This is a genomic window from Phascolarctobacterium faecium, assembly GCF_003945365.1.
Lineage (GTDB): Bacteria > Bacillota > Negativicutes > Acidaminococcales > Acidaminococcaceae > Phascolarctobacterium > Phascolarctobacterium faecium.
Genome location: NZ_AP019004.1, coordinates 2215326 through 2235886, shown reverse-complemented (window position 1 = coordinate 2235886; position 20561 = coordinate 2215326). Strand labels below are relative to the sequence as shown.

General features: G+C 46.3%; 16 protein-coding genes and 2 tRNA genes. 12 read left to right on the top strand and 6 right to left on the bottom strand.

The window, feature by feature from the left end; genetic code table 11:
* Positions 1 to 84 precede the first annotated feature (84 nt).
* Positions 85 to 3348: a S8 family serine peptidase gene (locus tag PFJ30894_RS10765; RefSeq protein ID WP_125669806.1), complete on the top strand. Its 3264-nt coding sequence runs from the start codon at positions 85 to 87 to the stop codon at positions 3346 to 3348.
* 108 nt (positions 3349 to 3456) lie between these two features.
* Here the strand turns inward: PFJ30894_RS10765 and PFJ30894_RS10760 are convergent, their stop codons facing one another.
* Positions 3457 to 3960, bottom strand: coding sequence for a PepSY domain-containing protein (locus tag PFJ30894_RS10760; RefSeq protein WP_125669805.1), 504 nt, complete (start codon positions 3958 to 3960; stop codon positions 3457 to 3459).
* A gap of 192 nt (positions 3961 to 4152) precedes the next feature.
* On the opposite strand from PFJ30894_RS10760, the gene PFJ30894_RS10755 reads away from it, so the two are divergent.
* The 3 genes from PFJ30894_RS10755 to PFJ30894_RS10745 all read left to right on the top strand — a co-directional run bounded on the left by PFJ30894_RS10755 (position 4153) and on the right by PFJ30894_RS10745 (position 7451).
* Positions 4153 to 5355, top strand: a complete 1203-nt coding sequence (locus tag PFJ30894_RS10755) for an MFS transporter (protein ID WP_021718000.1) — start codon at positions 4153 to 4155, stop codon at positions 5353 to 5355.
* A gap of 63 nt (positions 5356 to 5418) precedes the next feature.
* Positions 5419 to 6093: a response regulator transcription factor gene (locus tag PFJ30894_RS10750; protein ID WP_125669804.1), complete on the top strand. Its 675-nt coding sequence runs from the start codon at positions 5419 to 5421 to the stop codon at positions 6091 to 6093.
* Entirely contained in the window at positions 6090 to 7451 is a 1362-nt protein-coding gene (locus PFJ30894_RS10745; protein ID WP_125669803.1) for a HAMP domain-containing sensor histidine kinase, read from the top strand. Before PFJ30894_RS10750 ends, PFJ30894_RS10745 begins: the two co-directional genes overlap by 4 nt.
* A gap of 52 nt (positions 7452 to 7503) precedes the next feature.
* Here the strand turns inward: PFJ30894_RS10745 and PFJ30894_RS10740 are convergent.
* From PFJ30894_RS10740 to PFJ30894_RS10725, 4 genes are all read right to left on the bottom strand, one after another.
* Positions 7504 to 7580 (bottom strand) — tRNA-Arg (locus PFJ30894_RS10740).
* Between the two features lie 78 nt (positions 7581 to 7658).
* A complete protein-coding gene (locus PFJ30894_RS10735; protein WP_125669802.1) occupies positions 7659 to 10178 on the bottom strand; it encodes a hybrid sensor histidine kinase/response regulator in 2520 nt (839 codons plus the stop codon).
* Positions 10179 to 10380: 202 nt separating this feature from the next.
* Positions 10381 to 10457, bottom strand: a tRNA-Arg gene (locus PFJ30894_RS10730).
* 93 nt (positions 10458 to 10550) lie between these two features.
* A complete protein-coding gene (locus PFJ30894_RS10725; RefSeq protein ID WP_113077791.1) occupies positions 10551 to 11177 on the bottom strand; it encodes a TetR/AcrR family transcriptional regulator in 627 nt (208 codons plus the stop codon).
* A 309-nt stretch (positions 11178 to 11486) separates the two neighbouring features.
* Between PFJ30894_RS10725 and PFJ30894_RS10720 the strand changes: the two genes are divergently transcribed.
* From PFJ30894_RS10720 to PFJ30894_RS10690, 8 genes are all read left to right on the top strand, one after another.
* Positions 11487 to 12890, top strand: coding sequence for a sodium:solute symporter family protein (locus PFJ30894_RS10720; RefSeq protein WP_021717995.1), 1404 nt, complete (start codon positions 11487 to 11489; stop codon positions 12888 to 12890).
* A gap of 106 nt (positions 12891 to 12996) precedes the next feature.
* The gene (locus PFJ30894_RS10715) at positions 12997 to 13674 is read left to right on the top strand and encodes a response regulator transcription factor (RefSeq protein WP_021717994.1); all 678 of its coding nucleotides are present in this window, start codon (positions 12997 to 12999) and stop codon (positions 13672 to 13674) included.
* Positions 13667 to 14941, top strand: coding sequence for a sensor histidine kinase (locus PFJ30894_RS10710; protein ID WP_125669801.1), 1275 nt, complete (start codon positions 13667 to 13669; stop codon positions 14939 to 14941). The genes PFJ30894_RS10715 and PFJ30894_RS10710 overlap by 8 nt, the downstream gene beginning before the upstream one ends.
* A gap of 81 nt (positions 14942 to 15022) precedes the next feature.
* Positions 15023 to 16630 (top strand): ArnT family glycosyltransferase, encoded by a 1608-nt coding sequence (locus tag PFJ30894_RS10705; protein WP_113077794.1) that lies wholly within the window; start codon positions 15023 to 15025, stop codon positions 16628 to 16630.
* 133 nt (positions 16631 to 16763) lie between these two features.
* Positions 16764 to 17414 carry a WCX domain-containing protein gene (locus PFJ30894_RS10700; RefSeq protein WP_167457068.1) on the top strand — a complete coding sequence of 217 codons (651 nt, stop codon included), beginning with the start codon at positions 16764 to 16766 and terminating at the stop codon, positions 17412 to 17414.
* A 14-nt stretch (positions 17415 to 17428) separates the two neighbouring features.
* Positions 17429 to 17818: a hypothetical protein gene (locus PFJ30894_RS10695; protein WP_021717990.1), complete on the top strand. Its 390-nt coding sequence runs from the start codon at positions 17429 to 17431 to the stop codon at positions 17816 to 17818.
* A gap of 24 nt (positions 17819 to 17842) precedes the next feature.
* Entirely contained in the window at positions 17843 to 17989 is a 147-nt protein-coding gene (locus PFJ30894_RS11840; protein WP_021717989.1) for a hypothetical protein, read from the top strand.
* A 237-nt stretch (positions 17990 to 18226) separates the two neighbouring features.
* Entirely contained in the window at positions 18227 to 19630 is a 1404-nt protein-coding gene (locus PFJ30894_RS10690; protein WP_125669799.1) for an NCS2 family permease, read from the top strand.
* Positions 19631 to 19677: 47 nt separating this feature from the next.
* Here PFJ30894_RS10690 and lgt read toward each other — a convergent pair whose 3' ends face one another.
* Entirely contained in the window at positions 19678 to 20493 is an 816-nt protein-coding gene (gene lgt / locus PFJ30894_RS10685; protein WP_021717987.1) for a prolipoprotein diacylglyceryl transferase, read from the bottom strand.
* Positions 20494 to 20561: the final 68 nt, after the last annotated feature.

The window sequence follows — 20561 nt, the reverse complement described above, 5'->3', positions numbered from 1 at the left end:
TTATTTTGGTGCCATGATCAAAGCGGAGCGGGGATCAGACTTCGTATATGTATGGCAGTCAGGTCACTAAGGAGCTGAGCTAAAATGCCCTGGAAAAGGTCTTTAAACAGTTTGGCAATGCTGATGCTTATGAGCAGCAGCATTGCCAACGCGCAAAGTGCCGACAGTTTTAAAACAGCTGAATATAATGAGATGGGCTATAATGTGCTGGATGCAGTGAATGCGGCGTCGGCTTATGCCAATGGCTATACAGGAAAAGGCGTTATTGTGGGTGTCTGTGATGATCCTATTAATTTTTTGGTTCCTGAATTTGATTTAAAACAAAATTCTGAGATGATCAATGTTGCTGGTGCCGGAGTATATAATTGGGCGAATTTTACTCATGGTACTCATGTGGCTGGTGTCGTGGCCGCATCTAAAAATGGCCTGGGTATGCATGGCATTGCTTTTGATGCCGAGATCAAGGGCTCTACTGCCGGTAGGATTTATTACAGTGACGGTTCGTTTGAGAGCCGCAAGGACCTTTATGTTTATTATGTGCAGCATCCGGAAATCAAGGTTATCAATAATTCCTGGGGAACTGGGTGCTATTTGACGAACATCGATGATAATCAGGCTTATGAGCTGGTGCAGAGTGGCGTTCTTACTCCTACAGGCAACCCGGAATGGCAGGATTATCTTTATAATAATACCATACAGTTCAGAGAAGCGGTTGCCCATGATAAGCTTTTAGTATGGGCTGCTGGCAACAACGGTCACACTATGGCGAGTATAGAAAATACCAGCCCTGTTTTTGACCGAAGCCTGAGCAACAATTTTATTACTGTTACCGCAGGCGATGCTGCGGCGCTGCACCGTAATAAGACGGGCGGTTTTGACGCAGACTGCAACGCTATCGCAATTTTCTCTGATCTGGCTCAATATAGAGAGGACTGTGTTTTAAACGCACCGGGTGTTGCGATTGTTTCCGCTAATGCTGACTTTGCGGCTGCTGGTCAAATGGATGTGATTAGGTATGGTACGTCTCAGGCCGCTCCGCTGGTAACAGGTGTGGGAGCTTTAGTCCAGCAGGCGTTTCCCTATCTTGGCGGCAAACAGATAGGGGATGTGCTGTTGAGCACGGCAAATAATCAGATTGTGGCGACGGATGGTTTTTTCATAAATGTACAGGAGGATCCAGGAGAAGGAGATAATAAGTCAGAGCTCAAAATAAATATTTTTGTTCCTCCTGGTGGAGCCGCGCCGGATATTGCTGAAGCATTAGATACAGCCTACAAAAAAAACGAAGATCTTTTTTGGGGATTTTATGGTATAAAATTATCAGATGATAAAACAGATGGTAAAAAAAAGCTGCACAGTGAACTGGATGCAAATGTGGAAATTGATGTTTTTAAAGATGTACCGGTGGAGGCACTGTTCGGACAGGGCATAGTTGATGCCGGGAAAGCTGTTGGAGGACTTGGGGCGATCAATGTCAGGCGGCTGAGTGCCGGCGATATCAGCGATGCTTATACGGTACGTGGAAAAGCTGAAAAGCAGGCCTTATACAGCGTGAATACTCAGGGCTATGATTCTGTCTGGAGTAATGATATCAAAGAAATACGCGCAGGTTATATTGCCGCTGATCCGCTCGGTTCAGGAAAATCTGCTGATTCAACAGGAGCTGACAGCGATGTCAAAGATCTGTACGATCGCTGGCTGTACTATCAAACCAACTGGCTGAAAAATCCCGAAGGTGTTAAAGACAACAACAGTTATATGGTTGAGCGATATATCACAGATTTCAACAAGCAAATTGCAGACACCGAACTGGTAGGATTGCACGCCGGGCTGATAAAACAGGGGGAGGGTATTCTGAATCTGACCGGCAGCAATACCTATCAGGGCAGTTCTATCGCAGTACAGGGCACGCTGCAAATAGACGGTTCTGTGGCCGGCGATGCTTATAGTACAGGCAGTGGTACGATTACAGGCAAAGGCACGGTCAATGGCAGCTTGTATAACGATGGCAGAGTGCAGGCCGGCAGTTATGGAAGCATCGAAAATATGCAAGTTAGGGGCGGCTTCAACGGCAGTGGTACGATATTGCTCAATACAGACGGTAAAAAATATAATTGTCTTAATGTAGACGGCGATGCCCATATCGACCGGATGGAGGTTAAAGCGGCTAATAGTGCTGCCCCCGAAGTCAGCGGCATATTTATTACTGCGAATAGCATAGTTTCAGGGAGCAGTACAGAACAGGAGTTTTCCGGGATGCTGGATGCCCAAATAGTAGTCGATAATAAAGAGGGCAAGCTTACTACTTTTGTCAGTAATAATACCGGCGGCAACAGCGCTACCTTTGCTGCTTTGAATAATATGTATTTTTCGCTGGATAGTGACCGGCAAAAACAGATGTACAGGCTGTATGCCCTGGATAAAACTAATGCTGCAGCCGCTTTTTCGCAAATAGAAAATGGGATGCTGCTGGATCTGGCCCATGATGCCATGAAAAACGGCTCTGTAATGAGAGCGGTATATGAGCAGCCGGCATTGGCGCGGCAGGACGGATTGTGGATGCTGAATAACAAGCGCTGGGGACGCATTGGCGGCGTAAATGGGCACGGCTATAATTTGACCATTGGCAAGGATTTTCTTTCCGATGAACATGGATATTATGGTCTGTTGTTTGATTACGGCAGCAATACTGTCAGCGGAGCTGCGGGAAGTGGCGAATATGACAGTTATTCATTGGGCTTATATGCTGGAAATAAAAACAAACCCGGCAGTATAACAGGCTTTGTCAGCTATGGTTTACAGGCCAATAAGGGTACCGCGTATCTGCCGGTACTGGGGCAGACCGCTGAAAGCGGCTATGACAGTAAAACGTTGGGGATAGGCGTTGAGTATGCCTATGATCTGGATTATGGAAAGCCGGAAGAATTGTGGCATGTCAGTCCTTATGCCAGGATCAATTTTACCCATTATAGGCAGAAGGCCTTTAGAGAGCATGGTGCAGGTGTTTTTGACCGCAGTTTTGGCAGTTATAGTGATAATTATGCCGAAGGGGAGCTGGGCTTATCCTTTGACCGCAGTGAGGGTACGGGCGGTTATGGCATTCGCCTGGGTTATAAGCGTATCCTGACTGGCGAGCGGCAGCTTATGGAAGTCTGCTTTGCTGAAGATGAATGCGGGTCCCTGCTGCCGGTACGCAGTTGGGGAGAGGGCAGGAACCATTTTGTGGCGGCGGCTTATGTCAGGCATGATTTCAGCCGAAAATGGTCGGCTGGCGGCAGCCTTAGCGGGGACTGGTCTAATGGTGGACGGGAGATCGGGGCCCGGCTTGACTTGGCTTATCATTTTTGATTTCTTAATAATAAAAAAGACAAAGCCACTGTCACACTTATCACAGTGCGGCAGTGGCTTTGTTGCGTGAGCAATCGGCACATTTACAGTGCATTTTGGGGGGATGGCTCAGCGAACTTGGTATTTAAGTTCTTTTTCCATCAGAGCGCCGTTTTCAGGGTTGAATTTCATTTCGCCGCGTAATTCGGGTGTATAGAATTTCAACTCATATTCATAAAGGCCGTCGTCGCTGTCAAGTTTTACTTTAGTGAAGGTTGCGTTGGGGAATTCTTTGCGAACGAGGTCCTGGACATCAGCGGCAGATAGTACTACTCTGGGGCTGCCGAGAACTGTTTGGGAATCCATTTTGAATTCTTTTACAGCGCCGCCGTTTTTGAGCACTTCAACTTCATATTCGGTGTTGGTAGCGTTGTCGTAGAATTTTACTTCGTAATAAGCTGCGTATTTGTGGCTTTCGTCTTTAGTTATCAGATGAGTGCTGCCGGCAGGTACCCATTGTGCAGCGATGCTGCGTGCCTGATCGGCGTTGATGAACTCAGCGGCAAAAGCGGTTGCTGTGATTGCTAATGTACAGATTGCGGCGGCGATGATCGCCAGGATTTTTCTAGTCATGTTTTTTACCTCCTTGCGCCGTTTTCTTTATTCGGCGTTTTCTTTGTCTTTATTATAACGCGGAAAGATTAAAAGAAGATTAAAAGAAAATTTAATAAAAATTTATTTTAAAAACTTATTCGTTAATTTGCTTTTTTATTGTAAAATTCTAGTAGAAGGCTTATTGAAAAATAGGAAAGACAAGGTCTTTTTATGAAAGAAAATAAAAACTGGAAAAAACAGATCGCCTTATTCCTGATCAGCCAGAATCTGTCGATGTTCGGTTCGTCAGTAGTGGGCTTTTCGATCGTCTGGTATATTACCGTAACGACTGAGTCCGGATTCTGGATAACGCTGTCGACGCTGGCAACGCTGATTCCTCAGGTGCTGGTTTCATTGTGGGCGGGAGTATTTGCGGACAGATATAATAAAAAAACGATCATCATGCTGGCGGACGGTTTTACTGCTTTGGCGACACTTCTGGCTTTTGTGGCTTTTCATTATGGTTTTGCAAATTTAAGCTTTTTGATCTTTATCGCCTGTCTGCGTTCTGTCGGCGGCGGGTTTCAGGCTCCGGCAGTCAACGCGCTCTATCCGGAGATTGTGCCGCGGGAGCATCTGCTCCGGATCAACGGTATCAACCAGATGGCGAATAATGTGCTGCTGTTGCTTTCTCCGGCAGCCGGCGGCGCTATTTTGGGTATGTTTGGGATGCAGTGGACTTTTTTAGTAGATCTGCTGACGGCAGTTATTGCCATTGCCATCATGTTCAGGCTGAAAATAGTAACAAGAGCAGCGGACAGATCTGATAGTTCGGTACTGAAGGAACTGAGGGAAGGTGTACGTTACACCTGGTCACAGCCGCTGTTAAGAGTAATGCTGGTCTGCTATGCGGTAACTTTTGTTCTGATCACTCCGGCGGCGTTTTTGTCACCGCTGATGGTAGTAAGGAGCTTCGGCAGTGAAGTTTGGAAACTGACGGCCAATGAAATGCTGTGGTCGCTGGGCGCTCTTTTGGGCGGCGCGTTTGTCGCCTGGAAAGGCGAGTTCAAAAACAAGATTACGATGATAGCGGTCTCGTTGGCAGTGTTTGGCTGCACCTTTGCGCTGATGGGACTGTCGCGGGTCTTTTGGGTGTATCTGATCTTTGATTGCATCTGCGGGATGTTTGTACCGGTACTGATAGCGTCTGAGACAGTTTTGATCCAGACTAATACGGAAAAGGGTTATATGGGGCGTGTTTTTGCATTGCTGCAGTTTGTTTCGCAGGGGATGATGCCGATTGCTATTCTTGGCTTCGGACCGCTGAGCGATCTTGTCAGGATAGAGTCGATCATGATCGGCTGCGGCCTGCTGCTGATATGTTGGAGCCTGTATTTTAAAAAGGCGGCTGGCCGGGCGCTGTGCAGTATTTGACTGTTGGCAGGGAAACAGCCTTAGGCTTGTGCTATAATAAAAATAATTGAGGAGGTTGCGGCTATGAGACTTTTATTTGTGGAAGATGAGCCTGACCTGCGTGAGGTGCTGAAAAAGCAGCTGCAGGGAAGCGGTTACAGCGTCGATGCCTGCGGCGATGGTCTGGAAGCTCTTGATTATTTACAGCTTACAGCCTATGATGCCGTTATTTTAGATATTATGCTGCCCGGAGTCGATGGGCTGTCGGTACTGAAAAAAATGCGTGCTGCCGGCGATAAAACGCCGGTATTGCTGCTGACGGCGCGGGGCAGTGTTGAAGACCGCGTCGCCGGTCTTGATCTGGGGGCTGATGATTATTTAGTCAAACCATTTGCTTTTGATGAGTTGGTGGCGCGTTTACGGGTGCTGCTGCGCCGCAGCAATGGACAGGTGTCGAACGTGCTGCAGTGCGGTGGTCTGGAAATGGATCTGAACAGCCGCCGCGTCAGCAGAGACGGGCGCGAATTGCAGCTTTCCGCTAAAGAATTTGCTGTTCTGGAGTATTTGCTGCGCAATCAGGGCGTAGTCTTAGCACGCGAAACAATCGAAAACCATGTTTGGGACTATGATTTTGAGGGCGGTTCCAATGTAGTCGACGTATATATCCGCTATCTGCGGAAAAAAGTAGATGACGGGTTTGAGAAAAAACTTATCCAGACAGTGCGCGGCGCCGGCTATGTGCTGAAGGAGACTTTATGAAAAAGCTGTCTGTTAAAATGAAAATAACCCTGTGGTATACAGGGTTGATCGTGATAATTTTGAGTGCTATTTTTACGGCTGTTTTGCTGGCAACAGACAAGGTGTTGCTGTTGGGTGTACAGAACAAGCTGGAAGAAGAGGTATATGATTTTGCCGAAGAACTGAAGATCGACAGCAATGGCCGTCTGCGTCTGGAGAAACTGGATTTTTTAAAGGACGGGGTCAGGCTTGCTGTATATCACGAGAATGGTCAGATGATCACGGGCCTTGTGGCCAGCGGTCTGCCGGAAACACCCTTTGCAGACGAGCTGCTGCAGAAGGCCGGAAGTGACCAGCAAAACTGGTTTGTATATGACTTTTATTTTAAACCGCGTCATGCTGATAATTTTTACTGGGTACGTGGAACGGTACCGCTTAGTTCTGCATATGCGGAACGGGATAAGATTTTGCGGCAGTGCGCATTGTTTTTTCCGCTGCTGATCCTACTGGCTGCCCTGGGCGGCTACTGGATCACTAAAAAGGCTTTTCGTCCGGTAACACGGATCACGGAAGCAGCCGCGCAGATCAGCAGCGGCAGTGATCTGTCCAAAAGGATCGAACTGGAAGGCGCTGATGATGAGATCGATACGCTGGCGAAAACCTTTGACGGGATGTTTGCCAGACTTGAGGATGCTTTTGAAGCCGAGCGACAGTTTACCGACGATGCTTCCCACGAATTGCGAACACCGACCTCGGTGATCATCGCGCAGGCTGAATGTGGTTTACAGTCGCCTGATCTGGAAAGCAAGCAGCAGGCACTGCAGGGAGTGCTGCAGCAGGCCGGGAAAATGTCGAAGCTGGTCAATCAGCTGTTGCAGCTGTCTCGGGCGGACAGGCATAAAGAAAGCCTGCATTTGGAAGAATTTGATTTAAGCGAACTGACCGAGATGGTGGCAGAGGAAGCCCAGGGGCTGGCAGAATCCAAAGCGGTCACGCTGACGGCAGAGATCGAACCGGGAATCTTAGTTAAAGCTGATCAGACTCTGATGATGCGTATCTGGCTTAACCTGCTGACTAATGCGGTAAAGTATGGCAGGCAGCAGGGGCAGATCTGGCTTACTTTAAAGAGTGACGGTAAAAATGCGGTCGGTACTGTTCGCGATGATGGCATTGGGATCAGCGCAGCCGAGCTGCCAAAAATCTGGAAACGTTTTTACAGAGTCAATACCGCCCGCAGCAGTGGTGACGACAGCGGTACCGGTTTAGGGCTGGCGATGGTGAAATGGATGGTCGAAAGTCATGGAGGAACAGTAAGCGCTGTCAGTACCTTAGGGGCAGGCAGTACTTTCAGCTTTACGATCCCGCTGCGGCCTTTGTAAAATAAATAGGCAAACAAAAAAGCTCACTTCGCAAGAAGTGAGCTTTAATTTCTGGTGGCCCCGGCAGGATTCGAACCTGCGACCTTTTGATTCGTAGTCAAACGCTCTATCCAACTGAGCTACGGAGTCATTGAGATTGCCTAAATCTTTGGGCAACGATGATATTATATCTGATTGCAGTGCTGTTGTCAACAACTTTTGTTAAATTTACTGACACCATTTTTGCAGGATGCTATGAAACTGCTCTAAATCGATCGGTTTACTGAGATGTTCATTCATTCCTGCCTGCAAGGTGGCGGCAATATCTTCAGGAAAAGCGTTGGCCGTCATCGCGACGATAGGCACAGTTTGGGCATCTTTAACAGGCAGGGCGCGGATCGCTTTAGCCGCTTCCAGGCCATTCATAACGGGCATTTGGATATCCATCAATATCAGGGCATAGGTCCCGGGAGGTGCGGCTTTAAATTTATCCAGCCCTTCCAGACCGTTTTTGGCGGTGGTGATATTCAGTCCGGCATATTTTAATAGTTCTACAGCTATTTCCAGATTAAGTTCATTGTCTTCAACAAGGAGGACTTGTTTGCCACGGCAGCTTATTTCCTGCAGACTGTCGATGCCGGCGGCAGGCGCTGAAGCCTTGCTGCTGCGTATTTGCTGGTGCGGGCGCAGGTAAACCGTAGCCTTAAAGGCCGAGCCTTTGCCTAAGGTGCTTTGGACATCGATTGTGCCGTTCATCATACGGGCGATGTTGAGGGCGATGGTCATTCCCAGCCCTGTACCTTCTATTTCGCTGGTTCGCGAATCGGACGCACGGGCGAATGGTTCAAAAATTTTGGCGGCGAATTCAGAGTCCATACCGATGCCGTTATCTGTAATAATAAATTCGTAGCCAATAGTATCGTGGAGCCGGGAGTGTGTTTCGCGTACCTCTAAAGAAATACTGCCATATGGAGGCGTATATTTGATGGCATTGGCTAAGATATTGAGCAGCAGCTGTTTCAAGCGCAGCTTATCGCCCAGAACATTATCGCGCAGTTCCGGTGCCTTAGTCAGAGTGAAATGATGTTTTTTAACTAAAAGCTGCGGATTGATCAAATCAAGCAATTCCTGCAGCATTGCACTGATAGAAAAATGTTCCTCCAGAAGATTGAGCTTGCCGCTTTCGATTTTAGCCATATCAAGCACTTCGTTGATCAGGTTCAAAAGATGATTGCTGGCAGTAGTTATTTTGGCAAGACAATCCTGGATACGGTCTTTGTCGTCCAGATATTTACCAGCAATGGCAGTCATCCCCATAATGGCGTTCATCGGGGTACGGATATCATGGCTCATACGCGAAAGAAATTCATTTTTAGCCATATTGGCAGCTTTAGCGGCGTCAAAGGCCTCCTGCAAAGCCTGCTGTTCCCGCAGTTCCTTCAATTTATCCTCGTGGATATCGCGCAGGGTAAGAATGATCTGATGATAACCGTCACTTTGAGCCAGCAAGGTCGAATTAAAGGCGGTCCAGCGATATTCGGAACCAAAAAGGCGGCTGCGGCATTCCAGGGCAAAATCGATATGACGGTCCTTTTTTTGCCTGCGCAGACCGGACAGAGAGAAATGTTCTAGAATCTTGGCGCTGTCATCAGGATGAAAATGGCTGCGCACCAGCGGTTCGATATCATACAGGCCGTTGGTACTGTAGCTTGTAAAAACAGCGCACTCTGTTTCCGGCAGGCGCAGAGGGATACCGGAACCGTCTTCAAGATTAACAAGATATATGAAATAGTAATTAGAGTTGATGCTTGAAAGCAGGTCATAATACTGCTGTTTGGTGCGGCGTTCGTGATTCAGCTCGCTTTGGCGGGCTTCTTCATCTTTTGTTATATCCAGATAAATACTGTTGATGATCGTATTGCCCTCAGGAGTTTTTGTTTTACGGCCGCTGTCCATGACCCATTTCAGGCTGCCGTCTTTACAGGGCACGCGGTATTTTGTCGAGTAAGTAGGATTTCCGTCCTTAAAACATTCGTTGCAGTCAGCCAAAGCCCTGGGCAGATCCGGCGGATAGACCATTCCCATAGCGTTGTTGCCGGTAAATTTTTTGAATTCTTCCATAGTATAACCAAACATACCAGGCAGCTCTTCGCTGATATAGGCATAAGAATAGGTATCGTCGTCATTGCTGGATTTGACGCCGCCGTTGACAGAATGCAGTACGACTTCCATTTGCTGCTGCTTTTGCTGCAGTTGTTCTTTGGCTTTGTTAAGCTCTGCTTCCATATATTTATAAGTCTGCGAGCCTACCTGAAAAGGAAAGTTTTCTGTACCCTGCAATTCCTGATAGGGATGGGAAAGATTGATGTAGACATAGCTGAAATCACTGCCCAGATCGCGTATGACGATCGTTGCCCGCTGATGTGTCTGAACGAGCAGCTGCTGATCCTCGTCGGAGGTAAGATAATGACGCCCTTGGGCAAGATAGAGGCCTTGTGCCAGCGGGAGGATAGTCCATTCTTCATTCAATAATTCACAGGCGGGAATCTGCCCTTCCAGTGAAAGAATAAAATCTTTGGCTGCCTGTGGTGTATCATAATAATTGTGCTCAGCGGCACCGATACCGATTAGCTGCGGGTCGAGATGAGCGAGGATAAAGGGAATGTCCTGCTGACAAAGCAGCTTAAAGATATATTGGTGTGCAAAATTTTTTATTGCTGTAAGTTTTTCCTGAGGTATATTCAACATAATGCCCTCCGCTTATTTACGGTCCAGTCTTTAGGATAAAATAGATATTTAATTTTATTATAGCATTATTTTCAAGCTTTAATATTAAAAATATTAAAGAAAAGCAAAAATGGGAGCGGGAAAGTTGCTGGTATCGGACAGGCATGTCGGTGCCAGAAGGCAATAAAAAAACGCATTCCGGAAAGGAATGCGTCAATGGCAATGGTGGCCCCGGCAGGATTCGAACCTGCGACCTTTTGATTCGTAGTCAAACGCTCTATCCAACTGAGCTACGGAGTCATTGAAGCTGCTTGGATTACTAAGCAACGATATTATTATATATGATTCTGGAAAAATGTCAACTGCTTTTTTTAATATTGTCAGAGGCGTTTATCAGGGGCGAAGGCCTTTAAAAGCAACGCGCAGCCTTTTTTGCAGACTGCTTTCTGAGGAAACGTCAATAAGTTTTAGTTTATCCATCAGCGGTTCGTTTTTATGCTGCTGTAAGATATTATTTTTGATAATTATCGGCTGGATCAGTATACTCTGCAAAGTCGTGTAGATTTCATAACTGTTCATATCGCTGCAGATATCGCCTTCACGCTGGGCCTGTTCGATAAGTGTGCGGACGAAGATAAAATGCTGGACGCGGTAGTTTGTGAAATAGGAGGCAGCTTTGCTGTGATATAAGGCTTCAGTCAGAAAGTTTGCCGTATTGAAGTTTTCGATAAAATATTTTGTCATACGGTAGAAGATCTGCTGCAGCTGGATAGCGGCTTTGGCATCCTTTTCAGGATAATCCTGCAATTTGGAAAGATAATCTTCGTAAATTTTTTGAAAAAGGACTTTCATATATTCTTCTTTAAAACCAAAGTAGTAAACAAACATACCCTGGTTAACGTTTGCTAAAGTACAAATAGCGCGTACAGTCGGGTCGTAATTACCCTGAGCAATTAATTCTATGCCCGCCTTAATTAAGGCCTGATCTGTGTTGCGTGATTTCCTGCCGATGATAATCATCTCCCTTAGGTTCTAATATTCACAAATAAATTGTTAAAATTAATAATTATAATCAAAGACACAGTAAAACAAACACAATTAATTATATCACTGTATAAATTATTGTGCAAGGATTCTTTTATATGAAAAAGCAATAGGTGTTGTCTACAAAAACAAATGTGCATATTATATTCCTGTACAGCAGTTTTGTGTGAAATTGTGTAAGTTCTGCTTGACTTTAATGTAAACTTTGCGTACAATAAAGTTACTCTTTGGCCGTCCACAATAGCGGGCGTTTTTTATTGCCGAAAAATCGGGAGGGATATTTTTATGTCAGTTTCTTTAGCGATACTGATACTTTACATCATAGCATTGTTCGGTATCAGTTGGTTTGCTAAAAAGCGCAGCGAAGGCAATGCGGAAAATTATGCGCTGGCAGGCCGCAGATTATCGGCGCCGCTTATCGCGGTCACGATCATCGGTCTGGCTGTTGGCGGGGCTTCGACGATCGGTGTTTCAGAGCATGCTTTCAGGGTCGGTTTATCTGCCGGCTGGTATACTATTGCCTGGGCAATAGGCGCTATCGTGATGGGTATTTTTATGGCGAAGAAATACCGCGAGCAAAACATCACTACTATTTCTGAACTTATCGAACGACATCATGGCACGAATGCCGTTATTTTGGGCGTGTTCTGCCAAATCGTTATCCAATTGGTAATTATTTCACTGCAATATATCGCCGGCGGCAGTATCCTGCATGCTATCATGCCAGAGGTTTTTGATTTTAAAACAGGTATGCTGGTCAGCGCGATTACTTTTATCAGTATCACCTTTATCGGCGGTATGTGGTCGGCTTCATTGACAAATGTTCTAAACATTATTTTGATTTATTTTGGGATCGTGGTAGCTACCTTTATCCAGCTGGATAAGGTTGGCGGCATTGATACTCTGGCCAAGACACTGCCCGCTAACGTCCCTTGGTTCAGCTTTACCGAAGGGGTTGGGCTGAAAACGATTGCCAGCTGGGTAATTACTTTGGTTACAGTGAATTTGTCGCTGCAGAGTATTCTGCAGATTTCACTGGGTGCTAAAGATGCCGCTACTGCAAGAAAAGGCTTTGTCTGGGGCGGTATTATCATGCTTCCGGTAGGCGTTTTGGCGGCACTGCTGGGTATTTGTGCCAAATCCATGTATCCTGACGCTCAGGCAGCTTTGGCTTTGCCGCAGGTCATTGTCGGGCTGCAGCCTGTACTGGCGGGCGTTACTCTGGCTGCTTTGTGGGCGGCCGATGTTTCAACTGCCTGTAACCTGCTGCTTTCAGCGGGTACTCTGTTTTCCAACGATATTTATAAACGTTTTATCAACCCTAAATGTTCAGATGCCAAGCAGCTGACGATGATGCGTCTGTGCATTGTGATCTCCGGCGTACTGACGCTGGGTATGGCGATGGGTGTTTCCAGCATTTTGGGAACGATCATGATTGGTCTCAGCCTGACGGCTGCTTTCAGTGTTATTGTTATTGTGGCGTTGTTTTTCCCGCAGTACAGCTGTAAGGCTGCCGGTTTCTGGACACTGCTGGTCGGTTTTATCATGCTGGTATTGTGGCAGTTTGTACCGGCAGTACGTATTTTCCCGAATGTTATTTATATGGAATGGTTTGCCTGCATTTTGACTTACGCCGTTGTAGCTGTGCTGCAGCCGGGTAAAAAGCTTGCGGCAGATACAGCCGAATAATTTTTTAAAAAAGGACGCTGCGGCGTCCTTTTTTTTTGCAGGATTTATCGCAAATTCAGCTAATTTTAATATGGGTATGGTATAAGTTGCCAGAGAGGTGAACGCAATGAAAATACTGTTAGCTGAAGATGATAAAAATCTGGGACGACTACTGCAGAATCTGCTGAAAAAGGAAAATATCAAAACTGACTGGGTGGAAGACGGCGAGGCTGCTTATGAGCAGTGTTATCGTGACGGCTATGATGTTTTGATTTTGGATTGGATGATGCCGAAGCTTGATGGCATAGCTTTGTGTAAACGTCTGCGTGCAGAAGAATACCAGGGCAAAATTTTGCTGCTGACAGCTCGTGACAGTGTGGAAGATAAGGTGGCCGGCCTTAACGAAGGCGCCGATGATTATTTGGTCAAGCCGTTTGAAATGGCCGAGCTGTTGGCCAGGCTGCATGCCTTGGTGCGCCGTCAGGGCAGCTACAAGCAGGAGGATTATGTCTGTAAAGGTGTTACCTTAGCCGTTAAAGACTATACTGTAGGCTATAAAAACAAGAAGATACAGCTGCGCCCACGTGAGTTTAAGCTGATGGAACTGTTATTGATCAATGCAGGGCAGATTTTGCCGAGGGAGCTGCTTTTGGAACGTGTCTGGGGTATAGACGGCGATGTTACCGAAAATAATCTGGATGTGCATATCCGTTCGCTGCGATTGAAATTGGCGTCTATCGGAGCAGAAAGCCTGATCAAGACTGTTCGTGGTGTCGGTTATATGTTAGAGGTAGAGGATGTTTGATAAATTACGTTTAAAGCTCACCATTATTTATACAGGTATTTTTTCCCTGCTAGTAGTAATGATCGTTACAGGCTGCATTATTCTGTTGGGTCATTCTGTGCTGACGCATGAAAAGCAGGAGATGCGCGAACTGATCATCCATGAAGGTGAGGAGTTTGTAGCAAGCGGTGAATTGCCGGTGTCCAAGCACTCTATTGAAGTCGGCAGGGAATTGGCTTATATGCTGCAGCCGGGTTCGGATGTGCTGCTGCACGATCAGGTCAGCGGCAGTCCCGTTGGTCAACAATTACTGGCACTGCGCAGTGAGTGGCCGCAGCATGACAGAAAAGTAAAATGGGTAACTTTGCGCGATGCAAATGACCGGCTGTGGATCTACCTTATTGGGAGGGATCAGATACTGGACGGAAATGCCAGTGTTGCAACTTTATATATGTTTAAGGATTTGAGCGACTATTATTATGAAGAAAAGGGCGAGATCCTCTGGCTTGTTCTGATGAGCCTGTTTTTTATCTGCTGCGGAGCCGGCGTCGGTTATTACCTGGCAGGGCGTAGTATTAAGCCGATCAGGGAAATGTTTAAACGTCAGCGTGAATTTGTTGCCGATGCTTCACATGAACTGCGGACTCCGCTTACAGTAATGGGGATAGCCGCAGAGGGTATGGAAGGGGATACGGACAGTAATTTTAGTGAATTTACTGTCGATACTCTGAAAACAATGCGCATAGAAATAAAACGGATGAATAATCTGGTTGCAGCGTTGCTGTCACTGGCCCGCAATGACGCTGGCGCCGGTGATCTTAAACTGGAGCAGGTCAATTTTAACGTGCTGTTTGAGCAGACACTTGGTACTTTAAGTATGCTGGCAGAACAGAAGGGCTTAAAGCTGGAGCAGCGGCTGGCACAGGAACGTTTGATCATTTGGGGCGACCGGATGCGTTTGGAACAGCTGCTGACGATTTTAGTTGATAATGCTATCAAGTATTCGGCTAGAGGGACGGTCACAGTCAGTGCACTGCGGCAAAACCGCCAGCTTGTTATCATGGTCGAGGATGAAGGCATTGGCATTGATACCCAAGATATCGAGCGGATTTTTGAAAGATTTTACCGGGTCGATAAAGCAAGGACGCGTGCTGAAGGCGGTTTTGGCTTAGGATTGCCGATTGCCAAGCTGATCGTTGAGCAGCATCATGGGACGATTGAAGTTGAGAGTAAAAAAAATGGCGGCAGCAGCTTTATTGTCAAGCTGCCATTAACGGTACAATATTAAAAATAACAACTCCTTGTTTCAGGTTATTTTCAGCCGCATTTTTTATGATAAGGCTGAAATAAAGGCAAGGAGTTGTTTTTTATGAGCAGGAAAAGTTGGACTGTTTTTTGGCTGGCTGCATTATTGCTATTATTTGTGTTTAACGGATCTTTACTGATCACAGACTCGGTAGAGTCAAATTACGCGCTGACCGCTAAGGAGATGGTGGTATCGGGAGACTGGCTGTCGCCGCAGATTTACGGACAATATTGGTTTGATAAACCGGTGTTTTTTTACTGGCTGACGGCATTGGGGTTCAAAATATTCGGCTTTACCGAATTCGCTGCCCGTTTCTTTCCGTCCTGTTTTGGTTTGGCAGGTCTGGGGCTGCTTATCTGGGGCGCAAAAAAACTTTTTGATGATAAAACTGCTTTTTACAGTGGTTTAGTGCTTTTAACATCAGTTGAATTTTTCCTGATCAGCAAATCAGTCATCACTGATGCGATCTTATTTTTCTTTTTCAGCGCGGTCTTGCTTTTCTTTTATTTGGGCTACAGTACGCCGCAGAAAAAGTATTATTACGTGATGTATGCCGGCGCCGCTTTGGCAACGCTGACCAAAGGGCCAATCGGTTTTTTGCTGCCGGGGCTTATCATATTTCTGTTTCTGGCTGTTACTAAAAGCTGGCAGGAATTGAAACAAATGAAGCTCTGCAGCGGTACTTTGCTGTTTCTGATCATAGGGCTGCCTTGGTATCTGGCCATGATCAGTTTACATGGCGATGCTTTTACAAAAACTTTTTTGGGAACGCATAACTTGCTGCGGGCTACTGTTTCCGAACACCCCCGTGACAATGTCATTTATTATTATACTCTTGTAAATATTCTGGCTTTGTTTCCCTGGAGCGGGTTTCTGCCGCAGTGTCTGTGGCAGAAATTCAGAAAACAGGGAAGCTGGCAGCGGCCTGATGATTTAACTGTGTTTCTGTTGCTCTGGGCGGCTATAGTGTTTGTTTTTTTTCAGAATATGGCTACAAAGTATATCACTTATACATACCCGCTTTTGTTTCCGGCAGCGTTACTGTTAGGCCGTTACTTGGCGGTCAAAGGTTCCAGAGTGTTCAGCCGCGGCTATTTGCTGTTCCACGGATTATTTTACGCTGTTTTAGCCGGAGCAGTTTATTGGTGCCGTTTTAAGGGCATAGCTCCGGTACAGGATGAATTTTTAGTGTTGCTGACAGCACTGGCAGGCCTTGGGCTGGTGTATGCTGTTAAAAGCTGTAATAAAAAATATCTGACGGCAGCTGTTGCCGCAATGGCTCTGTTTTTCAATCTGGCGCTGATTCCCACGGTGGCAGTGCCGTTGAGCGGCCTGCGTTCAGGCAAGCAGCTGGCACTGCAGCTGCAGAACAAGTATCCTGAGAAGGCTGAAATCGGATTGTATGGCGAATATCCGACATCAGCGGTATTTTATTCCGGGAAGAAACTGGTAAAATTATTGCCGCAGGACGAGATCGAAGGCTTCAAACCTAAAGCCTTCAGCTGGAGCAGTAAAAACGTTATGCCCTATGCCGAGCTGAAAAGCTATGCAGGGGTAAAAGATAACGTGGTCGTTGTGCAGAGAAAAGCCTTACAGGGCTTTATGGACAATGCCGATACCTATTTGCTGCTGGCCGGAGAAAATAAAGGCTGGTATATTGTGCAGGGATAGAATATTTTGTACTCTGGCTGAGGCCAGAGTATTTTTTTGTAAAAAAATTACCGCTACGGCAGGGAAAAGAGTTTTTGTGGCTAATATAGTATTTAGTGGAATTATAAGCATTTCCGAAAAGAAGGTGCGGATTATGTCAAAAAAAGCAAATCAAAAAGCAAAGTTGCTGTATCTGCAGCAGATTCTGCTTGAAGAAACTGACGAAAAGCATGTACTTACAGTACAGCAGCTGATCGAAAGATTGGCAGAGCTGGAAATACCTGCCGAACGGAAAAGCTTGTATGACGATATCGCTACACTGCAGGCTTTTGGCTTGGATGTTATTGCTACACGCAGCAGAGCCAATATTTATAGAATTGGCAGCAGGCTTTTTACGCTGTCTGAGCTGCAGCTGCTGGCAGAAGCAGTGGTTAAATCTTCTGCTATTACCCAAAATAAGGCCCAGAAGCTGGTAGACAAGCTGGCTCGGTTAGCCAGCATGTATCAGGCCGAAACATTGAGAGAAAACTTGAAAGCACAGAAATATGATGATGCTGAGTTGTTATGTCCCGTTGAATTACGCTGCAGTAACGAAATAGTGCCGGTCGTGCTGGAATATCTGGCTGACAGTAAAGTGAAAAAAAGTAAGGAAGAAACAAGTGTCATCGAAGGTACTGCCGTTGTTGACCAGGCTTTTTACGGCTGGATGTTCGGCTTTGGAAATAAAGTTAAAGTGACGGAGCCTGCAAATGTCAAAAAAGATTTTGTCAAATATTGTAAAAAAGTTCTGAATCAATACAAATAATCTAGGAGTGTATTATGCAAGCAATAAAATTCCCTGTTCCCAATAGAAGTGAATATATCCCTTCCCCCTACGAACCGGATGCTGACGGTGTGCTTGATATCGGCTATTACAAAGGCTCGATCATTGGCGGCAGGCCCTACGTCCTGGAATGCTGGCAGATGGACGAGCTGGTAGTAGCGACAGTCTTTTTTTCAGACGAGGGGCTGGATGCCTATAGTCGTGAGGATTTGGTTCTGCTTTTGGAATTGGAAGATATCATTAAATTTATTGGCGGGAAGCGGTTGTTTCAGTGTACGCATACTGAGGATGATGCTGGAATGCCTATGTGGGCTGTTAACATTACTCTGCAGAATGCCAAGGGTAAATATGCAGAGGTTCTGTGTCCTTTACGCAGATATAGATAAATCAGTATCAGGGGAGGTATGAAAATGGTGAATTGCAACGAAGCCAACTGTACCTGTAAAATGGTGAACTGTGTGCGTCATGGCAAGTGCTGCGAGTGTATCAATCATCATCGTGAAAAAGGATCTTTGGTAGCCTGTATGAAAGCCGTTGCTGAAGCCGTAAAAAAATAAAGTCGTGCTATACGGCACGACTTTATTTTCAGTGTTCTGCGGACAAAGAGAAAACCGTTCGCTGGGGATGGTAGCGAACGGTTTCTCCATAGGAAAGCTGTTTATGATGAATTTGATGGGAAGGGTGTAGCAAGTTCATCACTTGCTATGCTTTAAGTATACAACAGACATTTGACAGAAAAAGGGCAAACCTTTGAACAGTTTGTGAAATGTAAAAATGACCGGAGGAAGCGGCAAATGAATGATTTTGTAGCAAGTTTTTTTAAGTTTCAGGAGCGTAAAACCACTTGGCAGCGTGAGACGATCGGAGGAATTACGTCCTTTGTGACGATGGCGTATATCATTTTCGTCAATCCGCAGATCATGGCTGCTGCCGGTATGGATAAAGGTACGGTAATGCTGGCCACCTGCCTGGCTGCGGCTGCAGGTACACTGCTGATGGCCTTATATGCCAATGCTCCTTTTGGGTTGGCTCCGGGAATGGGGATTAATGCCTTCTTTGCCTATACTTTATGCGGGGCCATGGGTTATACCTGGGAGCAGGGCTTGGGAGCGGTACTGCTGTCAGGTATTATTTTTGTTGTGGTTTCTGTTACCGGACTGCGCAGCAGGATCATTTCGGAAATACCGATGCATTTGAAAAAAGCGATCGGCATCGGTATAGGGATGTTCATTTTGTACATCGGTTTAAAAAATGCATCCTTGCTTAGCTTTTCAGCCAATCCGGGAAGTTTTATCCCGTTGGGTGACAGCATGAAACTGGACAGCAGTATCATTCCTGCGCTGACTTTTGCCAATGATTCAGCGAAGCTGGCATTGGTAGGTATTTTTCTGAATATCGGTTTTTTACTGCGCGGGACAAGAGGCGGGATGCTGCTCAGTATTATTATTACTTCGATATTGGGTTGTTATCTGCAGTTTTTCAGCGACTGGCAGTTGGGGCTGCATCTGCCAGGTACAATGCCTGTTGGTGATTTGAGTGAAACTTTTGGCAAGTGTCTGAGCGGTTTTGTGCAGCTGTTCGATATTTCTAAGGGAGTCGGAGTTATGATTTTTTCATTGTTTTCAGTGATGATCACAATGACGATCGCCGATATGTTTGACACGATCGGTACTGTGCTGGCGACTGCTTCAAGGGCTAATCTTGTTGATGAGGATGGCAATATCATCAATGGCGAACGGATTTTATTGGCAGATGCGACTGCTACCGTGATGGGAGCCTTTTTTGGAACATCGACGGTAACGACTTATGTCGAGTCTAGCACAGGTGTGGCGGCAGGCGCCAGGACAGGCTTTGCTTCTGTTGTAACGGCATTATTATTTCTGCTGAGCGTATCTCTGGCGCCGCTGCTGGGTATGGTGCCTGCTGCGGCTACTGCTCCGGTGCTGATCATGGTCGGTATTATGATGGCATCGGATATTGGCGATATTGACTGGCGGAATCTGGAAGTTGCCGTGCCTGCGTATTTTACAATGATGATTATGTGTTTCGGTTATAATATCGCCGATGGTATTGCGATCGGTTTTATTATGTTCAGCTTTGTTAAATTGGCAGTAGGCAAATGGTCAGAGGTTTCCTGGTTGGTGCGTGGTTTGAGCGCGATGTTCCTGCTGCGTTTTGTTTTTATGTTATTCTATTAAACAAAAGAGGCCGGCATATAGCCGGCCTCTTTTTAATATGTGCATTTTTATTTTTTACTGCGTTTTTTATTAGTTATCTGCGGTACAGCTTCAGTGTGTTTTTCACGCCAGCCAAAATAGAGGAAGAAGCCTAAAGCGATAAGGAAAAAACAAAGGCTGGTAGCCTGAGCTGATTTTAAACCAAATAAGAAGGGCTCGACATAATCGCCGCGCAGCATTTCCAGACCAAAGCGTACAGCTGAATACAGCATTACATACAGACACATGGCCTGCCCTTTAGCGTGATCAGTAGTGCGGAATAAAAGCAGGAGCGCGAAGATAACGATATCCAGCTGTCCTTCCCAAACCTCGGCTGGCCATAAAGGAACGGCGCCATAGGTTTTAAAAGCCAGCGTACCTTCCGGATATAAAAGACCAAAATTACCGCCTGTAGGCGTTCCGAAAGCATCGCCGTTCAGCAGATTGGCCATACGGCCGATTGCCTGACCGATCAAAATTGCGGGACAGACGATATCGGCTAAAGCGAGCCAGTCGATCTGATGCCGTTTACAGTACCAGATGCCTGCCAGAACGCCGGCGATGACGCCGCCCTGTATTGCCATGCCGCCTTGCCAGACAAAAGGTATCTCCAGCAGATGATGCTGGTAATAATCCCAGTCGAAAAAGAATACATCCCAGAGGCGTCCGCCGATCAAACCGGCAAAGCCGCCGTAAATACCAATGTCCAGGATATGCTGCTGCCAGCGGCCATCCTGTTTGGCCAGAAAGTAAGCAACACCAGTTGCTAAAAAAATGCTCATACAGAGAACTAAACCGTACATACGGATGGGAAAATCGCCGATGTGAAATAAATACTGATGCATAGAACCTCCACGTGCCTGCCGGTAAATTTATAGTTTGAGTTGCCGGATAGTGCTGCCCAAATGTTTGA